At 42.0% G+C, this 18,518-nt stretch carries 14 protein-coding genes and 1 pseudogene; 5 read left to right on the forward strand and 10 right to left on the reverse strand.

Translation table 11 applies throughout. From position 1 onward, the window contains the following. Positions 1 to 14: 14 nt before the first annotated feature. Positions 15 to 2,360, reverse strand: a complete 2,346-nt coding sequence (locus FIV01_RS17605) for a metallophosphoesterase family protein (RefSeq protein ID WP_152432281.1) — start codon at positions 2,358 to 2,360, stop codon at positions 15 to 17. Positions 2,361 to 3,056: 696 nt separating this feature from the next. Between FIV01_RS17605 and FIV01_RS20900 the strand changes: the two genes are divergently transcribed. Next, positions 3,057 to 3,191 carry a hypothetical protein gene (locus tag FIV01_RS20900; protein WP_281361403.1) on the forward strand — a complete coding sequence of 45 codons (135 nt, stop codon included), beginning with the start codon at positions 3,057 to 3,059 and terminating at the stop codon, positions 3,189 to 3,191. A gap of 2 nt (positions 3,192 to 3,193) precedes the next feature. Further along, positions 3,194 to 3,562, forward strand: a complete 369-nt coding sequence (locus tag FIV01_RS17610) for a MotA/TolQ/ExbB proton channel family protein (protein WP_152432282.1) — start codon at positions 3,194 to 3,196, stop codon at positions 3,560 to 3,562. Between the two features lie 352 nt (positions 3,563 to 3,914). Here FIV01_RS17610 and FIV01_RS17615 read toward each other — a convergent pair. After that, a pseudogene (locus FIV01_RS17615) lies at positions 3,915 to 4,028 on the reverse strand (SDR family NAD(P)-dependent oxidoreductase); the annotation flags it as partial. A 22-nt stretch (positions 4,029 to 4,050) separates the two neighbouring features. Further along, positions 4,051 to 4,452 (reverse strand): nuclear transport factor 2 family protein, encoded by a 402-nt coding sequence (locus FIV01_RS17620; RefSeq protein ID WP_152432284.1) that lies wholly within the window; start codon positions 4,450 to 4,452, stop codon positions 4,051 to 4,053. 111 nt (positions 4,453 to 4,563) lie between these two features. Here FIV01_RS17620 and FIV01_RS17625 point away from each other — a divergent pair, with 111 nt between their 5' ends. Beyond that, on the forward strand, positions 4,564 to 5,457 hold the full coding sequence (locus FIV01_RS17625) for a LysR family transcriptional regulator (RefSeq protein ID WP_152432285.1): 894 nt from the start codon (positions 4,564 to 4,566) through the stop codon (positions 5,455 to 5,457). Positions 5,458 to 5,926: 469 nt separating this feature from the next. After that, positions 5,927 to 7,642 (forward strand): DUF262 domain-containing protein, encoded by a 1,716-nt coding sequence (locus tag FIV01_RS17630; protein ID WP_152432286.1) that lies wholly within the window; start codon positions 5,927 to 5,929, stop codon positions 7,640 to 7,642. A gap of 300 nt (positions 7,643 to 7,942) precedes the next feature. Here FIV01_RS17630 and FIV01_RS17635 read toward each other — a convergent pair whose 3' ends face one another. From FIV01_RS17635 to FIV01_RS17645, 3 genes are all read right to left on the reverse strand, one after another. Continuing rightward, positions 7,943 to 9,121, reverse strand: a complete 1,179-nt coding sequence (locus tag FIV01_RS17635) for a MerR family transcriptional regulator (protein WP_152432287.1) — start codon at positions 9,119 to 9,121, stop codon at positions 7,943 to 7,945. A gap of 237 nt (positions 9,122 to 9,358) precedes the next feature. Next, positions 9,359 to 10,279 (reverse strand): dihydrodipicolinate synthase family protein, encoded by a 921-nt coding sequence (locus FIV01_RS17640; RefSeq protein WP_152432288.1) that lies wholly within the window; start codon positions 10,277 to 10,279, stop codon positions 9,359 to 9,361. 10 nt (positions 10,280 to 10,289) lie between these two features. Continuing rightward, positions 10,290 to 11,066, reverse strand: coding sequence for an aldolase (locus FIV01_RS17645; protein ID WP_152432289.1), 777 nt, complete (start codon positions 11,064 to 11,066; stop codon positions 10,290 to 10,292). Between the two features lie 115 nt (positions 11,067 to 11,181). Between FIV01_RS17645 and pdxR the strand changes: the two genes are divergently transcribed. Continuing rightward, the gene (gene pdxR, locus FIV01_RS17650) at positions 11,182 to 12,654 is read left to right on the forward strand and encodes a MocR-like pyridoxine biosynthesis transcription factor PdxR (protein WP_152432290.1); all 1,473 of its coding nucleotides are present in this window, start codon (positions 11,182 to 11,184) and stop codon (positions 12,652 to 12,654) included. A 156-nt stretch (positions 12,655 to 12,810) separates the two neighbouring features. On the opposite strand, the gene FIV01_RS17655 is transcribed toward pdxR, so the two are convergent. From FIV01_RS17655 to FIV01_RS17670, 4 genes are all read right to left on the reverse strand, one after another. Then, positions 12,811 to 15,378, reverse strand: a complete 2,568-nt coding sequence (locus FIV01_RS17655) for a hypothetical protein (protein WP_152432291.1) — start codon at positions 15,376 to 15,378, stop codon at positions 12,811 to 12,813. Between the two features lie 60 nt (positions 15,379 to 15,438). Then, the gene (locus FIV01_RS17660; RefSeq protein ID WP_246210470.1) at positions 15,439 to 16,200 is read right to left on the reverse strand and encodes an ADP-ribosyltransferase; all 762 of its coding nucleotides are present in this window, start codon (positions 16,198 to 16,200) and stop codon (positions 15,439 to 15,441) included. Between the two features lie 432 nt (positions 16,201 to 16,632). Further along, positions 16,633 to 17,673, reverse strand: a complete 1,041-nt coding sequence (locus FIV01_RS17665; protein ID WP_152432292.1) for a nickel/cobalt transporter — start codon at positions 17,671 to 17,673, stop codon at positions 16,633 to 16,635. A 68-nt stretch (positions 17,674 to 17,741) separates the two neighbouring features. After that, a complete protein-coding gene (locus tag FIV01_RS17670; protein WP_415846757.1) occupies positions 17,742 to 18,464 on the reverse strand; it encodes a DUF1007 family protein in 723 nt (240 codons plus the stop codon). Positions 18,465 to 18,518 lie beyond the last annotated feature (54 nt).

An 18,518-nucleotide genomic window follows, 5' to 3' on the forward strand; every position in this document is an offset into this window, starting at 1 on the left:
AGCCCTAAAACGGGTTAGAAACCAAGATAGCTTTTCATTTTATCAATCTGACTTTTCGTACCAAGATCCTCAGAAGCTTGCTCTAAAGAAGTGGCACCTCCTAAATTTCCAGCCAAATCGGTGAATAGCCTTGTCATTAGCTGATTTTGATTTCTGGCTGGGTATCTATGGGTTCTTTTTTGTATTTGATCACGCTCTGAGCGCTCACGCCATCGAGTTACCATCGGCTCCACTAGCTCATCTAAACCTCGATCTTTGATATACCCCTCAAACAATCCTACCATGATATTCTCATCACTGTTAACGACACCTAAAACAAGTTCAGCTAAGGCTGGATAAGCGTTTTCTCTAGCACTTAGGGTTGCCTCATCATTGAGTACTAAGACATCCTCAACTATTCTCGTCATTACCTCGGTTAGTGCCTCATTTAAGTTTGGTGAGGTATTGGCTATAGCTGTCATACCTCCTTCAGCAGATAGCAGATGCATGACTTCATGGCGCGCAAAATGTTCTCCACCTGGACCATCGAAGGCATAAATAGGATTCCCCGGGAGGTTCTGTGAAGTAAAGCCGAGAGACTTTGTTGTTTCTATATATGTTTTAGCGGCTTCCCTTGTTGGGTAGGGAGGCTCTGAAGATAATAAACTATCCTCAAAAAATTTATCAATAAGCTCTTCTTTATCAACGAATTGCAATATGCCGTTATCTTTTGTGTGTGAATAAAATTGATCAAATTTCTCTGAAAATTTCATTAACTTTTGGTTAAAGTTTTCCCTAAAGTTAATATTTCTAACTGCGCTACGATACTCCTCCACCGTTTGAGGGACTCTCTCATCTCTATCAATACCATACCCCGATTCTTCTGCTTCAGATGTCGCTCCTCCCTGCAGACTTTCATCTTCAATTACCGGAGCCATTGTCTCTTCACCATTACCCTCGCCAAACACATTCAAAGTAAAGGTTTCCGGCTCTGACACTACTTCCTCTGCTCTCCCTTCAGTTAATGTATCTGGCAGAGATACCGCACCATCCCCCATATTTTCGTTGTTGGGCCGGCTTCCTACTCCACTCTCACTCCCCGCTGTTGGGCGATAGGCGGGCCTTGTTCCACTAGCTGTACTTCCACTTTCTCTACCCGTAGCCGATGGTGATGGGCCACCGGCAAATATTCTCGGATCAATCGGCATATCTGGTGGCGCTCCGCTTTCAATGCTGTCAGCAATCTGGCCCGCCAATTGCTGAAGACCTGCGAGGCGTTGACCTCCGGGTAAAAGCTGCAGTAGCCCAGTCATGACTTGATCAGCAACCGCTCCTTTAGTACTTGCCTGAGCCGCCGATTGCTCCGCTTCAAAGATTGAATCACCACGTTGATTGCTGCGAACCAAAGACGAAAAAGAGGCAAGCTTTGCAATTGGATTACTGAAACTGCGTAAGTACTGTGCAAAATCACTATCGGCAAACGTCACTTGCAGCTTATAAGGTACAGGCTCTGCTTTAACCCCGATGTCAACTTTTTTCCCCTGCTCTGCCAAATAGGTCAGGTAATGAATGTAGGCATCTAAGTCATTGGAAGGCCGCCTTCTCTCTGACTCTCTCAGCGCATTGAGCATGTTAGAAGCCAATAGATCTATGGTATATGGCCCACCTTTGGTAGTAGGTAATCTCCGCCGGTATTCGTAAAAGTTGTAGGGCGTCGCCGATTCAATGTCGAACCATAGTCCAGAATTTCGCCCTCTTGCTTCGGGCAGTGCAAACGTATTAACTTGGCGACCCTGCATTAACCTAGCCTGAGGTCCACCTGAAAAAAATGTCAGGCTGCTGGTTGCTTCCCTTCTCTGCTGCAAAGAAAGTGACGTATCTTGTGATGCTTGATAAATAATAAAGCGCAGCGCCGAAAGATATATATTGTATAAAATCTTATCTCTACCATCATTTCTAAGAATATATCTCACATATGCACTATATTCACTGCTGTATTGGTATAGGCGACTATTCAAGTTTTGTATTGCGATACCAATAAAGTTCCTAAGCTCTACAAAATACACATAATCGTTTTTTGGGCTTGGGGGCGCCATAGTGCCCTTATGATCAAACTTATCTACTTCAACGCTAACAAGATAAAGGGTATTAGCGATTGCAGCGAGCTGACGTATAACCGACTGTGGTTCTTTTTCATTAAATCTATGAGTGGGAAACGGCCTTGGCTGTAAACGATTTATTCTGCCCAATGCCACTCTATAAAGATCGCTGTGCTCTTCAACGACGCCTAATAAGCTTGCTTTATCTAATCGTACCCTTGGGTGATAATCCGGATAGCTTCTGTGACTAACTAGGGGTGTGCTCTGTTCATTAATATACATATTTCTCCCTCAAAACGTATAGAAAATTAGCCTAGGGAAAGTCCAAGGCTCATACGACAAAGATCCAGTGTCACTACACAGTCTCGGGGCAATGTATGTTCTCTTGATTTACCACCTATTCAGAAAAAGTAGCCGTTTGTCCCTGAACTTCGCTCTTTTCCGCTTGGTGTGTCTGGCTTTCGATATAGCATCTAATTCCTTTCATGCACCAAACAGTATTTTATAATCCCAAAGTAGGGATACTGAAGAGCATATGAGTGTGATCTTCTGTCAGGTGTTCACTTTCTATATTTGCACCTTTCACTTACCAAAAGCGCGGAAATTTGAGCTTAAATCGTGTATAAACGTACTAAACATCGCTTTATGCCAAGATATTGCTACAGAGGAGTGGAGATTAAGATTTGAAATATTAATAACCGGATGTGATGAAGCGGGATAACAATCGTCATCACTTCGCTGATAGAAAAACGAGAAGGTCTTTTTCTCTTCTTGGTTCCAGAAGCAATAAACAAAACTAGTTCTATTACTACTGGCACCTAAATAATAAACATAACGTTAAGTATAGAAAGTTGGGCTTAACCCCTCAATTATGAAAACAATCTTATAATTAATGTAAGTGAGCCTCTATTCCTAGTTTAATCATCTGATATATTGAGATTTATTTCATTTTTAAAACGACAAATATTTTGAGGTTTTATGTCGTCGAATTCTCTTCTTTCATCTGCTGGAGCAAAGCAGCGCAACTTTGTGCGACGTTACATGCAAGACAAAGAGTCAATGCTTAAGTTACCGCGAGATCCAAATTCAATCATGTTCGGTTATTGGTGGTAAACATGATCAAATGGCTAATACATATTAGTTTTGTCATCGCGACGGTACTGGTTGTTAACGAGGTAGCATCTTTAGGCGACCCTGTTCAATTTATCGATTTAACCAGTCTGCTTATTGTCGTGGTACCAACTTTATTTGCTACGGCTGTAGGTTATCAAAAGTCACGTACCACAGCACTGAGTTGCGCTTTATTTACGGCCATTGTCAGTAGTATCTTGGGTGTGGTTATTGGCGTGATCCAAACTTTAGGCAATGCTTATTCTGATTCAGAGGCATTATTTGTAGGCTTGAGCGTTGCACTATTACCTCTATTTTATGGCCTTGTCATCGCGTTATTAGTTCTGCCTTTTCACTTGAGTTGTAAAAAGTAACTGCTACACCATATAAGCTAGTATCAACAATGCCACCTCTTTCTGGGTGGATATTTTGACTAGCAAAGAGCAAACTGACTCGATTGATTGCAAGGTGGAAAGTGCTGATTGTAACGGTTCTGGACAGGAACATGCCAGTGGTTTTACTAAATTAGCAATTCATGAATAACTTCAGGTATTGCAAACTTCTATTCAATTGGCCAAATTGACTCAGTCACTACACTGCTGTTCGCGGGAGCTATTGTCGATAATAGAGAGAGTCCATGTAACTGTTCTTGGGTATCTAAGAACAGTTAACTTCATTAAGCAAAATGTCGCTTAATGAAGTTTCCAGTCTGGCTGGAGCAGATCACTCTGCCCTGCGCCCTGTAATCAAGACATTCGCCCCTAATTGAGCAAGCTCTAACGCGGCAGCTTTACCTATTCCGTTGCTTCCGCCTGTAATGATGACAACTTTATTGTTCATGATAATCTTCGATTTTCGGTGATTAAGCTTCAGTAAGTGGACGAAGGAAGATTTGCTCGCGTAGAACTTGCCAACGTCCATCTTCAAATCGCAGTTCAATGTTGCAAAGCAATTTCATTTCTTCGCCATTCATTCCACTGTGCTTGCGACTTAATACACACACAGCTGAATCACCTAAAATGTGGTAATCATGCCATTCAGCCCATGTGTTTAGCTGGGTTTTTCCCTCTTCTGCTTGCTTAGCAAAGTGCGCCTTAAACTCAATTTTATTAAACGTTTGTACTGTGCTGTCAGGCATAATCAGCGTGGTATGAAAGTCTTCGTGATAGATAGTATCTAGCGCTTCGATATCAAAGTTAGTTGCGCGGTCAATTAGGTGATCCATTGCTTCACGAATTGCTTGTTTAGTATGAGTAGCTTTCATTATTTATCTCTTCTATTGCTTGTCTGGTTGATGCAGCAAATATTACTCCCGCTTGATTAGCTATAGAAGATAGCTAAAATGAACACCATCTATTCCTAAATCGAATGCATTATGGATCAAATTGGCGCGATGCGTGTGTTTCTACGCGTAATACAAACAGGCAGTTTCTCGGCAGCAGCAAGAGAACAAAATACTTCTCAGGCAACTGTCAGCAAAAAAATATCAGCTCTAGAGGATAAATTAGGTGTCAAGTTGATAACACGAACGAGCCGAGAGTTGTCTCTAACGCAAGCAGGTCATGAGTATTTCGGGCACTGTGTGAGTATTTTGCAGGAAATCGATGAGGTTGAAGCAAATGTGCGTTCACAAGTCAGTACACCGAAGGGAACACTGCGCATTGCTGCACCCGCCCCAATAGCGCGAATGTTATTAGCTCCGCTTATTGCTGAATTTCTAAATGAGTATCCTGAGATAGAGGTGGACTTGGTCATTGATGAGCGCCATATCGATCTGGTTGCGGAAGGCATTGATATCGCCATTCGTGCTAAGAAACTGGAAGATTCATCACTAATCGCAAGGCCTTTATTTCGTAACCCCTTACAATTGGTTGCCTCACCAGATTATCTGGCAAAGCATGATACTCCAACTAGGCCAAGCGATCTGAAATCTCACAACTGTATCGTTTACACTTTCAATCGCTCGTTAAACAATTGGCATTTTATCGAAGATAACCAAGAGGTTTCGATACCAGTTCATGGCTCTGTCCGCAGTAATAGTGGTGAAACCAATTTAGAAATGGCACTGGCTGGGCTAGGTATTACTCAACTGCCTATATGGATGATGGACCGTTATTTGGAAAGTGGCGAACTGGTTCAAGTATTGAATGATTTTTCGAGTGACACGGTTCCAATTAACGCGATTTATCCCCATAGCCGCCATATACCCTTGAAAATACGTTGCTTTGTAGATTTCATCCAAGAAAAGCTACGGGGTAAATACCCATAGTGTAGTGGCAGAGCTAATTCATATTCGAATGTACCTCAAGACACTAATATAGTCGTGTAACTTGCTCTACAGCTAGACGGTATATAGCTCATAATATGTAGTCACGATAACCAAATGCTTACTTCGGATAACTTGTCATAGGGTAGAAGTCTCGTTAACAAGATATGAATGAGTATTTACTCTGAATGATTTCGGGGCAATGGCGAGTCAGGCAAGTCTGACTGACTCTAAGATGGACAAAAGTTTGTCAGTGGCTCCCCTAAATTAGCAACTAATGGATAACTATGGGTATGGAAAGTAGTTAACTTTATGTCCAATATCAAAGGAGCAAGACGACAGAGCCATAGAAATGAAGCAAATTGAATATGTAACTTCTTTACCATTTTTTCGATTTAATCTGGTATAAATAGACCAATGTCAATTCCAAGTGATTGATCGTATGCATCAATTGAAAATCTGAAGGTTAAAGATGAATTTAAGCACAGCAAATGAAAACTTTAGGCAGTTGGTTGGACACAATGTTACATACTCTATTCCTCCGTTTCAGAGAGACTATTCGTGGACGGAAGAGAACTGGGAAGAGCTTTGGTTAGATATTATCGCTATGTATAGTGATGATGGCGAAGATGAGCATTATATGGGTTATCTCGTCTTACAAAGCGGAGACGATCAAAAAATCAGTTCAGTGATCGACGGTCAACAGCGTATCACTACAATTAGCATAATTGTGCTTTCTTCTTTGTTACACCTAGAAAAATTGATAGCTAAAGACATTGATGCTGAAAACAATCGGGAACGTGAGAAAGTACTCCGCAGTAGTTACATCGGCTATAAAGATCCAATTAGTCTGAGAGTTCGGTCGAAACTGACTCTTAATAATCAGAACAACAACTATTACCAATCTTATCTAGCAACTAATGCAAGTCATTTACCTGCTAGAAATTTAAAGCCCTCTGAACACCTTTTGAGAAAAGCTTATCTTTGGTATGTCAGTAAAATTGAAGCTAGATTTGGATTCGAACAAGATAGTGGAGAGAAGGTAACTGCATTTATCGACTCTCTTGTGGATAAACTTTTTTTTACAGTGATTAGCGTTACGAATGAACTAAATGCTTTTAAAGTGTTTGAAACACTGAATGCACGTGGCGTTAGACTTTCTTCAACTGATCTCTTAAAAAACTACATCTTTTCAGTTATTAGTGGAGAAGATACACATTTAGAAATAATCAAAGATTTAGAAGATAAATGGGAACGAATCACAGGACTGCTAAATAGTGAGAGCTTCCCCGAACTTTTAAGAGTCTTTTGGAATAGTAAAAATAAAATTGTACGTAAAAAGGATCTTTTCAAAACTATTAAAAAGTCAGTTGACTCGAACACCAAAGCATTTGCACTGTTGAATGATTTGGAATACAACGCAGAAATATATGCTGATCTAAGAGACCCTCAGAGTTCAACATGGAACTCAAGTGAAAGGGACTCGCTTAAGCAACTTAATCTATACAGTGTCAAACAACCTATGGCAATGTTGATGTCTGCATATCGTGCATTTTACAAAACCGAAAGGGACACTTTTACAAAAATACTTAATGCTATATCTGTGATTTCATTTAGATACAATATTATCTGCAACCTTCCTCCCCAAGATCAAGAAGGTTTGTATAGCTCTGTTGCTATAAAAATTGAAAATAAAGACCTGACAGATTTGCAATCTATCTTCAGTGAATTGAGAGAGATCTACCCAGATGATCAGCAATTTGTTTCTGCATTCAAGAACAAGCAGCTTAAAACGACAAACAGCAGAAACCAAAAAGTCGTGCAGTATATACTTAAGAAATTAGAGGAAAGCGTATCAGGTCAGTCTATTGATCTAGAAACGAAAGTTTTTAATATTGAGCATATACTCCCGCAAAATCCAAAAGAGAATTGGCCCAATTTTAGCGATGCTTTACACCTTCAATATGCGTATCGATTAGCAAATATGATTATATTAGAGGCTTCTATCAATCGAGAGATTGGAACAAAATGTTTTGAAGAGAAGTCTGAGGCCTTTAAAGGTAGCTCTGTATCACTGACTAAAGCAATACCAGAGCATTTCAATGAGTGGGGCCCCAACACGATCGACTCTAGACAAAATTATTTAGCTAAACAGGCTAAAAATATCTGGAAAATTCAAGGTATCTAATAGCTTTACCGCCTAGGCGTAAACATAGAATGTTTGTAGAACGCTGAGTGGAAGGTCGAATTATCCTCCCCCTCCCGTGATACAACACAGGGATTAGCAACGAACACTATTAGAAGAATGGATAACTTTTAGTAGGGCACAGGATGTGAATGATTAGAAGCACTAAATAGTAATGGGGCAAAAGCATTCTAGATCGGCACTATCAAGCGATTTGTATTTCTGAGCTTAGCGGTATTGCTGCCCCAATTAATGGGGCATACCTTATTAATCACAATAACTCACTTATTCGAGCGGCACGGGCTAGCCGTTTTTCCTAAGTACAAAGTATTGATAGGTGAAGTCTTTAGCAGCACTTTGCTCATATATTGAAATCTCTTTCTCGATATCTGCGATGGCTTGAGAATCCGGCATACTGGGTTTCAACCCTTCCATTCTTTGCTGGAGAGGCAGCCAGTAGTTTTTCCATGCTTCAACATCTAGTGAAAAATGCTCCACCACCTCATAGCCCTGCTGCTTAAAAAGCTTGAGCCGCTCAGGTATCGAGCTAATATCAGGGTAGTCTGCCAGCCAAAATTTCATGGCGTCTTCATCTGGGGTATCTGTCAGCCACACCAAATCACTCACCATCAACATACCTTTATCTTTTAGTAACGGTTTCCACTGCTTTAGAGCGTTTTCCATACCCATAATGTACACGCAGCTTTCGGCCCAAATAGCATCAAAGCTTTTCTCTTTAAATGGCAACTCCGTCATTGATGCACAAACTGGAGAGATCCGTTGCGCAAGATTTAAACTTTGTATTCTTTGATGAAGATGTTCAATGGCCATAGGTTCGTTATCGACGGCCGTAATATGCGCTGTACTATTCTCGGCAAGAAGTATGGTCGATAGCCCCTTACCAAAGCCTATTTCAAGCACTTGGGATATTGACTCTGGCGATATCAAAGTCAGGGCTTTTAAAGAATCCTGTGTGCTACCTGGGCCCCATCGCTCTAATGTTTCAAACACCGTCATAAAATCTTGCATATAAGTATCGTGTTGGTTCATATCTTTTGATAACCATTTTAATCTGAGGGCTTCTTTCTCACTGTAGCCCTGTACATGTAACCAATTGAGATAAGCGTTAGGCGCATTTTTACCGAGAGATTGATGTAACTCTCTTTGTGAACCTTTACCAAGCAATGCCATCAGTAACTCACGAGCATGCTGCTTTTTCTCAATCTCCTCATTGAGCTGATTTAATCGACTCTCCAACAAGCTTTTATCCAACTTCGCTTGCAAACATTCTTGACACTCTTTGAGTGAGAGGCCTGCAGTTTGCAGCTGCTGAATAAGAATCAATCGCTGAAGATCACCTTCACTGTAATAACGGTATCCATTATCAAGGCGCTGCCCCGTCACTAACCCCAGTCTTTCGTAATAAAGCAAAGTGGTGCGAGATACCCCCACCTTTGCTGCCAGTTCTGATATTAGATACATGTAAAATACAACCCAATTGTGTTTAATCTAGAGAGAGTATGAAGTGTAAAGCGGTAGACAGGTCAAGTAGATTAGCGGAATTTTTGATGTTGGTTAAGGTAAAGGCGACGAAGTACAAGACCTCTCCTATAAGGTCAATACTTAACCCTATCCATTGATTACAAGTTAAGCTCATTTGGTCCAGTATAGTAAGACTATATGAGCTTAACTTTGGAGGTTTACAGTGGATACCCTGCCCTAAATCGTCTGATATGATGAGATTAAAGCCTCTTCAACACCCTGACTTTGGCTATCCATAAGAGATTGCAACAAGGTGATTTCTTCAACCGTAGCACCTCTCAAAGGACGGCGAGGCAGGCCAGCAGCGATACCTTTTAGCACCAATCCTGCTTTTATGGCTTTAGGTATGCCACCAGAGACAATAAAGTTCAACATGGGGAGCTGCTGATAAAAGATCTCTCTTGCCTCATCAAGCTGACCTGCAGCAACACTTTGGTAAAGTGCTTTGGGCTTTTTACCAATCAGGTTAGGAGCAGCGGTACACCAGCCTGATGCACCTGCACAAAGAGCCTCCAAGGCCAGAGGGTTACTGCCATTAAAGAAAGGTAGCTTGCCAGAGCTCAGAGCATACAACTTGTGCATCCGCTGAATATCTCCGCTGCTCTCTTTCACCATGGTGACATTGTCTATTTCATTAAACATCTGAACTAACAATTCAGGAGACATATCAATGCCGCTGGTTGCGGGATTATTGTATACCATAATAGGAAGGCTGATAGATTCAGATATCTCTTGGTAATAATTAAAAATTTCTTTTTGCGTCAACTTCCAATATGAAACGGGGATGATCATCACGGCATCGGCGCCGATTGACTGCGCATACCTTGCTTTGCTGATCGCCTGTAGGGTAGTTAATTCTGAAATGCCCACAATTACTGGCACTCGGCCTGAGACAGTTTTCACCGTAAAGTCAGCAACTTGACGCCATTCTTCTAAGCTTAAATAAGCACTTTCTCCAGTGCTACCCAGTGGCGCGATAGCGTCGCTGCCATTTTGAAGAAGACGCTCCAGCGTTTCACCAAGTACATCAAAATTAATGCTACGTTCATCGGCGCTAAATGGGGTAATTGGGTAAGAAATAATACCAGATAGTTTCACGTTATTGTCCTTATATACAGTCGGGGTGGGTTTTCAGTACTTGCCTTACGTAATAAGCAAAATTCACTTTGTTTCGTTTATCCGTGGAGACCCAATCGTGAGCTTCATTAGCGAGTGCTGGGGGAATGGGTTGGATCTGTCCAGCTGCCATCGCGAGCAATTGCAGCTTTGCAGCTCGCTCAATCAAAATGGCGAGGTTGCATGCTTCTTCAATGGTTTTTCCTGTCACCAGCTGACCATGATGAGAGAGTAAAATGGCTCGGTTGTTTCCCAGCGCATTCGAAATAAGGATTCCTTCTTCATTACCTACTGGAACCCCGGGCCAATCGCCAAGGAAGGCACAATCATTGTACAGACCACAGGTATCCATATGAGATATGGTTAACGGAACTCTAAGCATGGAAAGCGCGGCGACATAGGTTGGGTGGGTGTGAATGATGCAATTCACTTCGGGGTGTTCTTTGTATACCCATGTGTGAAATCGATTAGCTGGATTGGCCATACCTTGCTTATCCAGAGGCTCTAGATCTTGGTCTACTTCGAGAAGATTATCGGCGGTGATTTCATCAAACCCTAAACCAAACCTCTGGGTAATGAAGGTATCAGGTTTATCTGAGCGGCAGGTGATTTGCCCTGCAAGCCCTGAATCATGCCCCTTAGTGAATAAAATCCGGCAGGTTAATGCAAGCTTTTGCCTGTCGGTTAAATTGAGATCAGGAATAGTGGCATTCATGCTGCTCTTGGCCATTTCCATTAGGGTCTCTTTACTGAATGTGTCAGTTTTCATTATCTTACCTCCCAAGGCTATTGCGTCTCCTAAACTTCACTCTCATAATACTGGCTTACTGGACCCTTAATAACAGCCAGCTTTTATTTCCTTACTGGTCCAGATGGAGGTGTATTTGTTACGTCCTTGGCAAACTAAAATTTGGCTTTCACGAAAAAGCGGGGAGTCCATTCACACAAGCTTGAGCAATCAGATCGCAGAAGACATTTGCTCTGGGCGTTTGGCTTCTGGTCACATGATGCCGGGATCTAGAACCTTAGCGCTTCAGTTGGGGATCAACCGTAAAACGGTTCAACAAGTCTATGAGGAGCTGGAGTCTCAAGGATGGTTGGTTTCCAAACCACGTCGTGGAACCTATGTGGCAGATATACTGCCCGAGCTGTCTTTGTCGTGTGAAAACCAAGAGTTAGTAAGTCAGGCACAAAAAGCTTGTTCCACTGGAAACTCGTTCGAATCGAAGCTGCGTTTACCCAATCATGTGATAGAGACCCGCTCTATTAATGACGGAGTGCCTGATACTAGGCTGATCCCATATGAACTGCTGTCACGTGCTTTTCGCCGAGCAATAGTACAAACGAGCAGACAGCCTTATTTGGGTTATGGTGATCCTAGGGGCACTGATGCTTTGCGTCAGTCACTCCAACATATGCTCAATATGGACAGGTTTATGAATGTCACCACAGACCAAATTTGCGTTGTCCGTGGCAGCCAAATGGCGATTTACCTCTCATCAAAGGTTATGGACCCTAAGAAAGGTGTAATGGTAGTCGAACATCTTTCTTACTCACCGGCAGTGACTGCGTTTGAATCCAATGGATTTAGCGTTGTTCGATGTCGGCAAGATGAGCAAGGCCTTGATATTGAAGACTTGGAAAAGATTTTATCGTCTTATCAAGTGGTAGGCGTTTATACAACGCCACATCACCAATATCCCACAACCGTCAGTTTATCCATGGATAGGCGCCTTAAACTCTTGCAGCTCTCCAAACGCCATGGATTTGCTATATTGGAAGACGATTATGATCACGAGTTTCACTATGATAGTCGCCCCATTCCGCCGCTAGCCACACTTCCAAACAGTGAAAACGTAATTCATATTGGTTCTTTATCTAAAGTGTTTGCCCCAGGCTTAAGGCTTGGATACATGGTGTCGAGCCCAACATTCATCAATCGTGTTGCTGAGGAGGTGACTCTGATCGATAGACAGGGCAATACAGTAACTGAGCTCGCAGTCGCGGACCTGATGCAATCAGGCGATGTCAAAAAACACATTCGTAAAGTTCGTAAAATATACCAAGCTCGTCGAGATCATGCCGCAAGTGAATTGCAGCGCATTTTCAACGATAAGGTGTCGTTTCACCTACCGCAAGGTGGGTTGGCACTCTGGATTGATATTTCACAACTACTAACCTCCTTTAGTGAGGATAAACCAGAAGATATTTTATCAAACTTACCCGTTTTATCAGGCAGCAAACTGTTTCCCAATGCAGAGGCAATATCACCAGCACACATACGATTTGGCTTCGGGGCACTAACAGAAGGTGAAATTACCATTGCTCTAGAGCAATTTGCTGCACAACTGATGTGAAGGCGATGAACGACATTTTAAGCCAGCATGGAAAATTCGAATTTGATCCTCGCGTATTTAAATATGCCACAATCCTCGGACCGCAAAAGATAAAAAAAGAAGATATGGTGAGCTCACCATATCTTCTAGTTACATTATTTCACACTTAAAGCCTATTTAGAGCATGCTACAATGGATATCCTGCCCTAAGTCGTTTTGTTTCATGATTCCCCATTCAACAATGGACTGATTGGTGAGTTTTTGATAAGTCACATTATTTAACCAAGTTGAAATGGGTGATAGCCAATATAAAGAAGGATCTTTGGAAATAGACAGTAACGCCTCTTTCCATGCGATGAAATTGGACTCACAACCGCTATTAGACACGTCATTAAACATTCGACTCATACTCACAAGTGTTGTAATTTTTTGCCCCAGCTCTGAAGAAGGGTCATAAAGTGCGTCAATGGCGCCAAACAATCTGGCATCATAGCTATCTGGGATCAAATCAGACACTAGATATCTTAAAATATGAGCAGGCAACATTTCGGCAAACAACACAGGTGTATTATCCTGCATTGCAGAAACATGGCGGCCAAGACTTGAGCGTTGCGAGTGAAGGATTGCCATATAACGCTGGAAGTCACCTAATTGAGCATGCAGCCAATCTGCTCCGTTTTGTTTACTTAAGTCCAGTGCCTCCGCCATATGAGATTTTACTATGCCTTTCGCCAGTGGAAGAGTATTGCCTGACAAATTCGTCACATCCAGAGTTGAGTTTTTTAACGCTGATGCGATAAATGGGGCATATTTCTCTATATCAAAACTGTTCGGATAAACATAACTGTATAATTGACTGCCCTGTGTGGCTTTCCACTCATTTTCTAACGCAGGCTCAATCAACTCATCAAGCTTTTCGACTCGTTTACGGTGAACATATAGGCTACGACCTGAATAGCTGGCTAGCCAACGCGCAATATCATCAAGGGAACTGGATCGAGATAGATTTTCTTTGGCCAAGTACGATGCGCTCCATCCCGCACAGGATTGCTCACCAATACAGTCACTACCAAGCTGCTGGCGTGAGTCAAACAACCAACGATATACTTCGGCCTTGCTCGTCTCATTTTGTTTGATGTTCCGCTGATGCTCAGAATAAGACAATATCTGCTGCTCTAGCCACTGCTCTTCAGTTTCAGGATTCCAACCATTTTGTATTAGTGTGTATAGTGTTTCATTGAATAGCTGGTAATAGTACTCTCGCTCTGGCACTTGTATTTCACGCACAACTTCGTCTTGTGATGGGTCAAAACGGCGAGTTTCTGCTGGAACTTGAGTGTATTCTACACAACCACGAAAGTTAGGATCGCCCCCTAAAATGCCCAAACGAGAACAGTACTCATAGCTGTCTTGTAACACTAAAACCTTAGAAGAGAGTTCTCTCGCTGTAGCAGGTCGGTAAAGCAGGCTTCTTGCCATTTCATCGACAGCGTATCGGCTTGCTTGTTCTTTGAAAAAATCATTGGTGTTTGTGATTGCCCCTGCATCAAATAATTTATCGATTAACTGCAATCCTTCGCTTCTCATCAGACTCTGCAGCTTAGTGCTGATAATACGAACATGATTATCGGCCGTTTCAGCAATTTTCTTCTTGGCGTTTAGTGTCCGTAAATAAAGTTTTCTTAGCGCGTTGCGATCCAAACCACTTAAATCACTACTGCGCAGTCGGTCAAGTTTTGTAATCGCTTGTTCAAGCACTGAATTTTGGCAGTGCTTGAGCGCTGATAAGGCATTAATGGCTTGGCGAGTGGAAGGTGAAAGACTATTACTTCTTTGCTGAGAATAAAGCGCGTAAACCGCATTGACTTCAGACTGGCAAACACTTCTGATATCGGATGAAAACAACCGATTTCCGTCTTTATTGATGCCTAACTTAAAATACAAGGTTTTATTCAGCTCTTGATCGACCGCGGTGATCAACTTATTTGAAAGAAGGGTTTGAGCCTTTACCGATTCTTGATAATAAGCTTGATATTTTAAAGCAACATCAGACGCATAACTTTTGACGATCGTTTCTATGGTTTTATGCTGATTAGCAGCTAAAGATGCCCAGTGTTTTTTGTCTCTTAAATCTTGTCGAGTAACGATATCGTCATGGATTTTGAAGCTGTAGTGATCCCCCGCAGCCATATTATTCCAACGATTAACCATAATATGACGGTCAATACTGCGCTGAGGCAGCTTAAGAACACCAAACCAATCGACCAGTTCCATAACAGTAGCAAAACGGTCGTAGGATGTTCTTGACTCATCCTCAAAAGCATCAGCAACATTACGAGCCCATAGGCCAACAGCAACTGCATCTCCTATTGGCCCTAAAACCTCAAGTGCAGCCCCACCCACTTTAGAGGCAGTGCGACCAATAGAAGATAACAGACGTGAGGCTTCTTCAGCTTCTAGAGCAACAGAGCTTTCTGGGCCAACTTCAAGCAAAGAGGAGGTATTGTTATATAGGTATTTTGCTTCGCTTAAGTCAGTTGGTTCGGCTGAAAAATGGTTTGGTGCATTAGGAAATAAATCTTCCGGCGTTATACCTTCACTAAATGAAGTATAATTTTTCTCACTCAAGCGATTAAAGGCCTCTTTATCGAGAATATTAAACTCATCGCCAATAGTACAAAATCCGGCAGCCAATGCGTTGGCTGATAGCATGGCACAAAATAGTATTATATTTTTTAACTTCATATTGTTGATTATTCTTAGATTTACTGAAAAGGTGACAGTTTGGTTTTGTTCGAAAAATGATTAGAATTCACAAGCTTCAACTGCTGATATATTTTCTCCGGTGTGCATATCTTTAATAGGCCTATCTCCTACCTCACTTGCCGCTATTTCTCTGTAGATCACATTATTCGTTCCTATATCAGGGTTGATATCGATGGCTGTCACTTCAAAGAATGTGTCTCGATTAATTAAGACTTCCAATTCATCCGTTCTCATCTCAGGCATAATGATCGACGCTTCTCCATTGCGAAGTTCAAACATTGATCTCTGACCTCCGTAAAAGCCCTCAGTTGATCTTGCAGACACAGAGGTCGAGAGAAAAGTGCTAGGACTAACAACATCACCCACTTTAATTAAACCGTCACTGTAGGCTTTTATTAACGACTCACCACGATAGGTTTCACCGGTAAATTTAATTCCTTGCTCAAACGCTGAATCAATATGCTCAATAATGGGGGTTATTTCTTCAGTATTTTCTCCATTAAGTATTGCTCGCCGAATAGCTTGATAGCCATTTTGTTGATAATAATTAAGGGCATCAATAGATTCATACGATAAAGCATATTGCTGCTGCATTGATGAAGGCTGAAGCTTTGACATAAGTTGGTAATACTCATCAACACTTTCTTTGGTGAAAGGGTTGTCGAGTTTTTCTATTAAGTCCTTAATTTCAGCTTTGGTGTAATATCCTTTGTTATATTTAAGCCCAGCAAAACTCACCGATGAAATAGCAAGTAATGTGACAATGGCAGTTGAAAAAATAAGTTTACTTAGCAACTTCACTTATACATATCCTTAACATGCTGATTTATTTGCACACATCATACATGCATATGTATTGACTTATAATGATAATGCTTATATAACAATGACTTATTTATACATGCATTCCAACTTTAGGATATCGACCTTGTATCGAGTAAGGTTCCTTTGGAGCCGGGTACTAGTTGGGGGAATGCATAGAAGCAAGCGCTGCGGTAATACCGCTGTATAGATATGGAAAAATATGACTCGGATATATTATCCTAAACTGCTTACAACGCCCACTCGATAACTGCGGGTAAACGAAGCTTTCATCCAAAAGAAATTAATTAACTCAAGAGATAACAAACAATGGCGCGAAGCCTTCCTATGACCCCTTAACGACAATCGCCCCCAATTGGGGGCGACAATTCAAGGTAGGTTTGGTTCTTTGTTGCTCTAATGCTTCGCTTGCTAGAACACCTGTGACATACCTGTATCTTGGCTGCTGAACAATAATAAGCCAATGGCGATAAGGAGTAAGCCACCAAAAAGCTGCACATAATAGCCAGCGAGTTGCCATGGCGCCGTTTTGTCACTGCTGGTTGCAGCAAGGTAACGTTTGACTATTTTCTTACTGGTCAAGGTTAAGATGGCAATAATTGAGGTTGTCAGAGCGGTTCCACCAGCCATGGCAAGTGCACTCATCACGCCCAACCAATAGGTGCCTACCATATTGGCAAACAACAGCGCCATGATAGCACCGGTACATGGTCTAATCCCTATGCTTGCAACAATCCCAACGTATTCTCTCAAGGTCGATGCCTGATTAATTTCATCAGCACCTGCCACGTGCTGATGTCCGCAGCCACATTCATCGTGTGAGTGGTCTGCAGCATGCACAGCACTCTGGGGCATCAATAACGAACTAGGGGCATTCATCGACATCATTGGTGAGGCGGTGATTGGCGTCAAGGTTTTCACCTTCAGCTTAGGCACTCGAATAGCTCGGTAAATCTGCTTGCTCGCTTTCCAACAAATCAGAAGACCAAGCACCACAACCAAAACAAAGCTAAGCGCAACAAAGGTAGCGGCCTTTTCATTCACCACTCGCATTGACGCATTAAAGCCCCAAATTAAGACGCTCACCAATAAGATGGCCACCAAGGCTTGGCATATGGCTGAAATAATGGTCAGCATCAAACTCGCCCTTACTTTCGCAGGATGCGTGGCTAAATAGGTAGAAACAATCACCTTACCATGACCAGGCCCAAGCGAATGAAGCATTCCATAAAGAAAACTGAATCCGACCAAATACCCACCTGACACCAATGGCTCGCTTTGCGCGCTATAAAGTAAATCTGCCAGCTCAGCATTAACTTCTCTTTGCCATTCAATGGCCGACAAGACTAGAGAAGGCCAAATAAGCCACACCTGATAAGCGCCGATAATAAGCACCAATAAAGAAATAACCGCAATTAACCAACTTGTTTTCATGGTTCGACTTAGTTTCATCCTACTAAACCTTATTATTTTCAACGTAAATAATCACGCCTTGAGAAATGAAAGAGACAATAGATCTATTAGCTAGCTACAACCGCACATTGCATTTTGACCATCTGGGTAAATAGCTGACCAAGGGTATTATCCGGGTCAGCATCTTCAGGTAACGACATGGCATACATCATTTGCTGAGAAGTAGGATGAGGTTCAACCAGATCGAATTGGCATTGCTGCGCCAGCCCTTTAGACAGAACAACATCAGATTTAGAGCGCCAAGCCATATCAACATAATAACTGGAATCAAAGACCAGCAAGCGCAGCGTATCTCTGGTTACCGGTTGAGGCTTAGCCAGTGGTAGCGCGAAACTGAGTTTTAACTTAGATTTATCGCGCTCAAATTTTTGGTCAGTGGCCGGGTGATATTTGATTGGCTCCTCGCCATCATAAAAGTAGGTAAAGTAGTGTTGGCTTAGCATATTCTTTACCACGGTTTTGGCCAGCTTATCTAAAGTGCTTTGCGCGTTTTCAGGCGACATATCTTCACCATCAAGCAAATAGGCTGACGTCATTGAATCAAACGTCCACTCCATTTTAAGGCCGCTGACCACACCATTTTCACCTTCGATATGAGTTTTCATATTAACCCAAGAATGAGGATGAGCCTGAAGAGGAAGAGAGACACTCAATAGCGATAAGCTCGCTAAACTCCCTAGCATAAAACGCCGGCAGAACCTTCGCCTTGTATGCATGGATAGCCATCTAAAAGCTTTGGTCCACTTTTTCATCCTAACGGTGAAACTCATATACATATCAACTCCTTTTTCTACAACCCATTCCTGCCTTGTTTAACAAGGTAT

Source organism: Vibrio aquimaris (assembly GCF_009363415.1).
In the GTDB taxonomy this organism is placed as follows: Bacteria; Pseudomonadota; Gammaproteobacteria; order Enterobacterales; family Vibrionaceae; genus Vibrio; species Vibrio aquimaris.